The sequence below is a fragment of the Hydrogenophaga sp. genome, from assembly GCF_048549895.1.
Taxonomy (GTDB): Bacteria; Pseudomonadota; Gammaproteobacteria; order Burkholderiales; family Burkholderiaceae_C; genus Hydrogenophaga.
Genome location: NZ_JBLYYB010000242.1, coordinates 1 through 6040, shown reverse-complemented (window position 1 = coordinate 6040; position 6040 = coordinate 1). Strand labels below are relative to the sequence as shown.

Genomic DNA, 6040 nt, shown 5'->3' with positions numbered 1-6040 from the left:
GGCTCAGGGTGTCGTACTGCGCGGCCTCGAACGGCTCGCCCTCCAGACCTTCCAGCTCGATGCCGATGGAGTCATCGTTGCAGTTGTCCCGACCGCGCCAGCACGATGCACCCGCGTGCCAGGCACGCGCATCGGCGTCGACGAACTGCACCAGCTCGCCGTCTCGGCGGATGAAAAAATGCGCCGAGACTTCCATGCCGCGGATCTGCCCGAAATAAGGATGGGCGTCCCAGTCCAGGGTGTTGGTGAAGAGCTGCTCGACCTGTGGTCCGCCATACACACCGGGTGGCAGGCTGATGGAGTGCAGCACGATCAGGTCGATCTGCGCACCGGCGGGCCTGGGGCCGTGGTTGGGGGAGGGACAGTGGCGCGCTGTGGCGAGCCAGCCGCCAACCCAGGGTGTTGCGGGCAGTTCAGGTTGCATCGTCATCGCTGGAGGGCATGGCGATGCCCAGGCGCTGGATGCGGTAGCGCATTTGCCGCAGGTTCAAGCCGAGCCGGGCGGCGGCGGCGGTGCGGTTGAAGTCGCATTCGCGCAGGGCCTTGAGCAAGACCTGTTTTTCCTGCTCGTCCAGGTAGGACTGCAGGTCGGCCGGAATCTCGTCGGGTGCGCGTGCTGCGGGTGGAGCGGCCAGCACCGAGTCGGGCAACTGGTCGGGTTGGGTGGGGATGTCGTCTCTGTCGTCGGTGTCACCGAAGTCGTCCGGCTCCAGTTGGTCGCCGCTGCTCAAGGCGAGGGCGCGCTGCAGCAGGTTTTCCAGCTCGCGCACGTTGCCGGGCAGGTCGCGCGCTTTCAGCCATTCGATGGCTTGCGAGGAGATTTCGGGCGCCTGCTGACCCGACTCCTTGCAGATGCGTTGCAGCAGCGCATGGGCCAACTCGGGCAGATCGTCGCGCCGTTCGCGCAGCGAGGGCGTGCGCAGTTCGATCACGTTGAGCCGATAAAACAGGTCCTGGCGGAATTGCCCACCTTGCACCAGTGCGTTCAGATCCCGGTGCGTGGCGCTCACGAGCCGCACGTCCACCGCTTCTTCCTGCACGCCGCCGAGCGCACGCACGCGCCGCTCCTGGATCACGCGCAGCAGCTTGGCCTGCATGGCCAGCGGCAGGTCACCGATCTCGTCGAGAAAGAGCGTGCCGCCCTTGGCTGCCTGGAAGTAGCCTTCGCGGTCGTGCGTGGCGCCGGTGTAGGCGCCTTTGCGTGCGCCGAAAAATTCGGCTTCGATGAGATTTTCGGGAATGGCGCCGCAGTTCACCGCCACGAACGGTCCATTGCTGCGGTGGCTGCAATCGTGCACCGCGCGCGCCACCAGCTCTTTGCCGGTGCCCGACTCGCCCAGGATCAGCACAGGCGCCATGCTGGTGGCCACTTTTTCGATGCGGCCCTTGATCTGCACGATGCTGGCTGCGCGGCCGACGATGCGCCCGAGCGACTTCAGGCCCGAGGGCGGCGGCGGCGCGCTGCGCATGGGCTCTGTGCTGCTGGCCACGCCGTTGCCCGCTCGGGCCACGTTGCCTGCCAGCGGGTGGCGCTGGCTCTGCACCGCCTGTGTCACGGCGTTGCGCAGCTGCTTGAGATCCACCGGTTTGGTGAGGTAGTCGAACGCGCCCGCCTTGAGCGACTCCACCGCGTTGTCGGCCGAGCCAAAGGCGGTGATGACAATGCATTTCTCGGTGCGCTGGGCTTCGGTGAGTTCGCGCAGCAATTCCAGGCCCAGACCATCGGGCAGGCGCATGTCGGAGATCAGCACGTCAAAACGTTGCTGTGCCAGCCACTCGCGTGCCTGTGCCAGATCGGCCGCAGCCACCACCGCATGGCCTTCGCGCAGCAGGGTGAGCTCGTAGAGCGTGCGCAGGTCGGGCTCGTCGTCGACAACGAGCACGGAGGCCGATATGGACGGGGCGTTGGGCTGGGTGGCCATGGGTCGGTGTGCGCGGCTCAGCTCGGGGCCAGCGGGGGATCGCCCAGGGTCGGGCTGAAGCGGGTGCTGTAAGGCCGCGAGTCGCTGGCCGGGTACGCCAGACTTTGTTGAGTGGGCTGCTGGCCGGCATGGCTGTTGGGCATGGTCACGAAGAACTCGTTGCCTTCGAGCTGGTCCAGGCGCACGCGCTGGTAGGCGATCTGGGCGCCGTAGCGCTCGCAGAGTTCGCGGCAGATGTACAAGCCCAGCCCGCTGGAGCGGCTCTCGGACGAGAAGAAGGGCTCGAACAGGTGGCGCATCACGCTGTCTTCAAGCGGTCGTCCATCGCTCCAGACCGAGAGCCGGCTGTGCTCATGGCCATTGGGCTGGGTGACCACGCGGATCGACGAGGGCTTGCCGGAGGCGTGGCGCAGCGCGTTGTCCAGCAGGTTGACCAGCAGGCGTCGCAGGTGTTCGGGATCGAACTCCACGTGAGCCTTGGGTGCGTGCAGGTGCACGCCGAGCACACCTTTGGCCGGGTTCTGGCGCAGCCAGTCCATGGTGATCTGGCGCACCATCGGGTCCAGCGCCAGGCTGGGCGTGGTGCCGTCGCCGCGCACGGGCTGGGCGCGCGCGACGTTGAGGATGTCGTCCACGATGCGCGAGAGCCGCTGGGCGTTCTGCTCGATCATGTGGGTGAGCCGTTTCTGCGCGGGGTCTTTCACCTCCTCGTCCAGCAAGGCATTGGCCTGGGTGATGGCCGAGAGCGGGTTGCGGATCTCGTGCGCCACGGCGGCCGACATGCGGCCCATGGAGGCGAGTTTTTCGGTGCGCACGCGGGCTTCCACTTCGCGCAGGTCTTCGAGGAACAGCACACACAAACCCGTGCTGCGACCGCCGCGCGAGGTGAGCCGGGTGCGCGCGTGCAGGCGTTGGCTGGGCCGGTCTTCGTTGTCGATGGTGGTCTCTGTCTCCAGGGCCTGCCCCAGCGCGAAGGTCTCGCTGACCAGATCGGACAGGTGGCTCCAGCTGGGACGGGCCGAGAGCAGGAGCTTGGAGGCCTGCGGATAGACCTCGCCCCTGAGCATGATTTGCGCAGCGGGGTTGGCGTTGCGCACCACACCGTCCGGATCGACCACCAGCACGCCCACGCTCAGGCTCTCGATCACCAGTTCATTGACCTGCGCCTGCGTGCGTGCGGCGGCCTGGCTGCTGGAGGCCAGGGCCTCTTCGCGCGCGAGCCGGATGGCCAGCTGGTTGGCCAGCACGGCCACCAGAAAGAAGCCCGTGCTGGCCAGGCCTGCCTGCAAGTACCGTGCGGTGGACAGATCGCTGAACAGCGGCGCACTCAAGGACGCCTCTGCAAGCAGAAAGAGCGTCACGCTCGCTGCCGTGGCCAGCGCCAGCAAGAGCGGCCCCAGGATGGAGGCCAGCAGCACCGGCAGGGCGAACAGCGGCGTGTAGTTGATGGAGCCGATCTGGAAAAACTGCAGCAGCGCGAACACCACTACATCGACGCCAATGGTCAGCAGCCACTGCGCCTGGATCGGCGCGCTTTGTTCAACGGGTCGCCAGGCGTAGAGCACAACCAGCGTGGCGGTGAGGTGCAACGCTGCGAGCAGCAGCAACCAGTCGGGGCCACCGGAGCCGGTGACCACCATGAATACCTGCAGCGCCAGCAGCACGAGTGCGATGAAAACCCGCGCCCGCATGAAGGCCACCCAGAGCCGCACGAAAGCGCGCAGGCGTTGCTCGTGCCCCACGTTGTTACCGGATTCGAAGGCCACGAACCAGGAGGGGGCGAACTGCGAGCTGTCTTCGCGGGCCATGTCAGTTCCGGGGGCGGGGCTCGCTGGCCAGGGTCACGCTCAATGGATTCATGCCGGACCGCCTTCCTTCAGCCGTCGATGGTCGGCGCTGCAGTAAGGCCCCAGCGCCCCTTGCACCGTGTCGTTCAGGGGCAGGTGGGTACCGCAGTGCTGACAGGCCACCATCACCACCGGCAGGCGCGATGCTCCCGAGGATGTGGGTGGCTGGCGCGACTTCTGCGAGCGGTCGGTGACGCGGTTGTTGCGCCACACATAAAAGGCCACCATCACCACGGCCAGAACGAGCAGGTATTTCATGTGGGCGGTGGGTCAGCTGCGGTGCAGCAGCACTTCAAGCACGAAGCGGGAGCCGGCATATCCCAGCAACAGCAGGCCCGCGCCCAGGTAGAGCGTGCGCGCTGCAAAACGGCCGCGCCAGCCCAGACGCCAGCGTCCCCAGAGCAGCACCGCCATGGTGATCCACGACAACACCGAGAAGACCGACTTGTGGTCCCAGACCCAGCGGTGGTTGAGCAGCTCCGAGAAATACCAGCCCGCCACCAGCGTGGCGGTGAGCAGCACGAAGCCGGCTGCCACGAAACGAAACGTGAGCCGCTCCAGCGTCAGCAGCGGCATGGCGGTTTTGGCGGAAGTGCCCAGGCGCATGGCTTTCTCCGCGCGCTGCATCAGCCAGGCATGGCCCACGGCCACAGCGATGAGCCCATAAGACGCAATGCCCAGCGCCCAGTGCAGCGGCATCCAGTTCGAGCGCAAGGCGGGATACGGCGTGCCCGGGAACACCAGGGCCAGCACCACCACCACCGTGCCCAGCAGGGCGAAGGTCCAGCGTTCGCGCAACTGGGGGTACAGGCGGCTTTCGATCATGTAGACGGTGAGCACCAGCCACACCGTGACCGACAAGGAGGGCGCGAAGCCAAAGCGGGCAGGTTGCTCGAACAGCCCGAACACCAGCACACCCAGGTGGAGCAGCCACGCCACGGTGAGCAGTGCGCGGCTCTGCAAGGCCGAGGCACGGGGGTGAACCCAGGCCAGGATCGCGTAGGCCAGTGCCGCCAGGCCCGAGAGCACCACTGCGGGGAGGTTGGTCGCTAGCGTCGGCAGCAGGTTCATAGGGGATGTGGCACGCGCAGTGAGCTGGGGGTGGGCGCGGCTAAAATCATGGGCGGAGTTTAACGGCCCTGACCGTTGCCAGTCGCCGGTTTCCCGGTCAATGGCCCGACACCCACCCCAGCCGGCGCGCACCCCGCAGCCTGCGGGCTCTTCTCCCACCACCCGAGCGCAGCATGGCATCAGCCCTTTCCGACCGACTCTCACGCATCGTCAAGGAAATGCGTGGCCAGGCCCGCATCACCGAGGCCAACGTCACCGACATGCTGCGCGAGGTGCGCATGGCCCTGCTGGAGGCCGACGTGGCCTTGGTCGTTGTGCGCGACTTCATCGCACGGGTGAAGGAAAAGGCGCTGGGCCAGGAGGTGGTGGGTTCGCTCACGCCGGGGCAGGCGCTGGTGGGCATCGTCAACCGCGAACTCGCGCTGACCATGGGCGATGGCGTGGCCGACATCAACCTCGCGGCGCAGCCGCCGGCGGTGATCCTCATGGCCGGTCTGCAGGGCGCGGGCAAGACCACCACCACCGCCAAGCTGGCCAAGCACCTGATCGAGAAACGCAAGAAAAAAGTGCTCACGGTCTCGGGCGACGTGTACCGCCCCGCCGCCATCGAACAGCTCAAGACCGTGACCGCGCAGGCCGGCGCCGAGTGGTTCCCCAGCACGCCCGACCAGAAGCCGGTGGACATCGCGCGCGCCGCGATCGACTACGCGCGCAAGCACTACTTCGACGTGCTGCTGGTCGACACCGCGGGCCGCCTGGCGATCGACGAGGCGCTGATGCGCGAGATCCAGGAACTGCACGCCGTGCTCAAACCGGTGGAGACGCTGTTCGTGGTGGACGCCATGCAGGGCCAGGACGCGATCAACACGGCCAAGGCGTTCAAGGAAGCGCTGCCGCTGACCGGCATCATCCTGACCAAGCTCGACGGCGACTCGCGCGGTGGCGCGGCGCTTTCAGTGCGCCAGGTCACCGGCGCGCCCATCAAGTTCGCCGGCGTGTCGGAAAAGATCGACGGTCTGGAGGTGTTCGACGCCGAGCGCCACGCGCAGCGCGTGCTGGGCATGGGCGACATCCTCGCGCTGGTGGAACAGGTCACTGCGGGTGTGGACATGGCTGCGGCGCAGAAGCTCGCGGCCAAGGTCAAGAGCGGTGAGGGCTTCGACCTCAACGATTTTCTGGATCAGATCCGCCAGATGAAGC

6 protein-coding genes are annotated in these 6040 nt (G+C 66.9%); 1 reads left to right on the top strand and 5 read right to left on the bottom strand.

The annotated features are described in order from the left end of the window. The 5 genes from ampD to ACN4F8_RS21955 all read right to left on the bottom strand — a co-directional run. Nucleotides 1-424: 1,6-anhydro-N-acetylmuramyl-L-alanine amidase AmpD (ampD, locus tag ACN4F8_RS21975; RefSeq protein ID WP_419475527.1), on the bottom strand; the 424-nt coding region annotated here is incomplete at its 3' end. Continuing rightward, nucleotides 414-1922, bottom strand: a complete 1509-nt coding sequence (locus ACN4F8_RS21970) for a sigma-54-dependent transcriptional regulator (RefSeq protein ID WP_419475526.1) — start codon at nt 1920-1922, stop codon at nt 414-416. The genes ACN4F8_RS21970 and ampD, both read right to left, overlap by 11 nt. Before the next feature lie 17 nt (nt 1923-1939). Beyond that, nucleotides 1940-3730 (bottom strand): sensor histidine kinase, encoded by a 1791-nt coding sequence (locus ACN4F8_RS21965; RefSeq protein ID WP_419475525.1) that lies wholly within the window; start codon nt 3728-3730, stop codon nt 1940-1942. Between the two features lie 48 nt (nt 3731-3778). After that, a complete protein-coding gene (locus tag ACN4F8_RS21960; protein ID WP_419475524.1) occupies nt 3779-4027 on the bottom strand; it encodes a PP0621 family protein in 249 nt (82 codons plus the stop codon). Nucleotides 4028-4039: 12 nt separating this feature from the next. Beyond that, nucleotides 4040-4840: a cytochrome C assembly family protein gene (locus ACN4F8_RS21955; protein WP_419475523.1), complete on the bottom strand. Its 801-nt coding sequence runs from the start codon at nt 4838-4840 to the stop codon at nt 4040-4042. A gap of 173 nt (nt 4841-5013) precedes the next feature. Here ACN4F8_RS21955 and ACN4F8_RS21950 point away from each other — a divergent pair. Continuing rightward, a partial coding sequence (locus tag ACN4F8_RS21950) for a signal recognition particle protein (protein WP_419475522.1) occupies nt 5014-6040 on the top strand: 1027 nt, incomplete at its 3' end.

What these genes read in the sequence shown, in the direction of transcription:
- ACN4F8_RS21955 (WP_419475523.1), bottom strand. Translation starts at nt 4,840, where the DNA reads ATGAACCTGCTGCCGACGCTAGCGACCAACCTCCCCGCAGTGGTGCTC.
- ACN4F8_RS21970 (WP_419475526.1), bottom strand. Translation starts at nt 1,922, where the DNA reads ATGGCCACCCAGCCCAACGCCCCGTCCATATCGGCCTCCGTGCTCGTT.
- ACN4F8_RS21965 (WP_419475525.1), bottom strand. Translation starts at nt 3,730, where the DNA reads ATGGCCCGCGAAGACAGCTCGCAGTTCGCCCCCTCCTGGTTCGTGGCC.
- ACN4F8_RS21960 (WP_419475524.1), bottom strand. Translation starts at nt 4,027, where the DNA reads ATGAAATACCTGCTCGTTCTGGCCGTGGTGATGGTGGCCTTTTATGTG.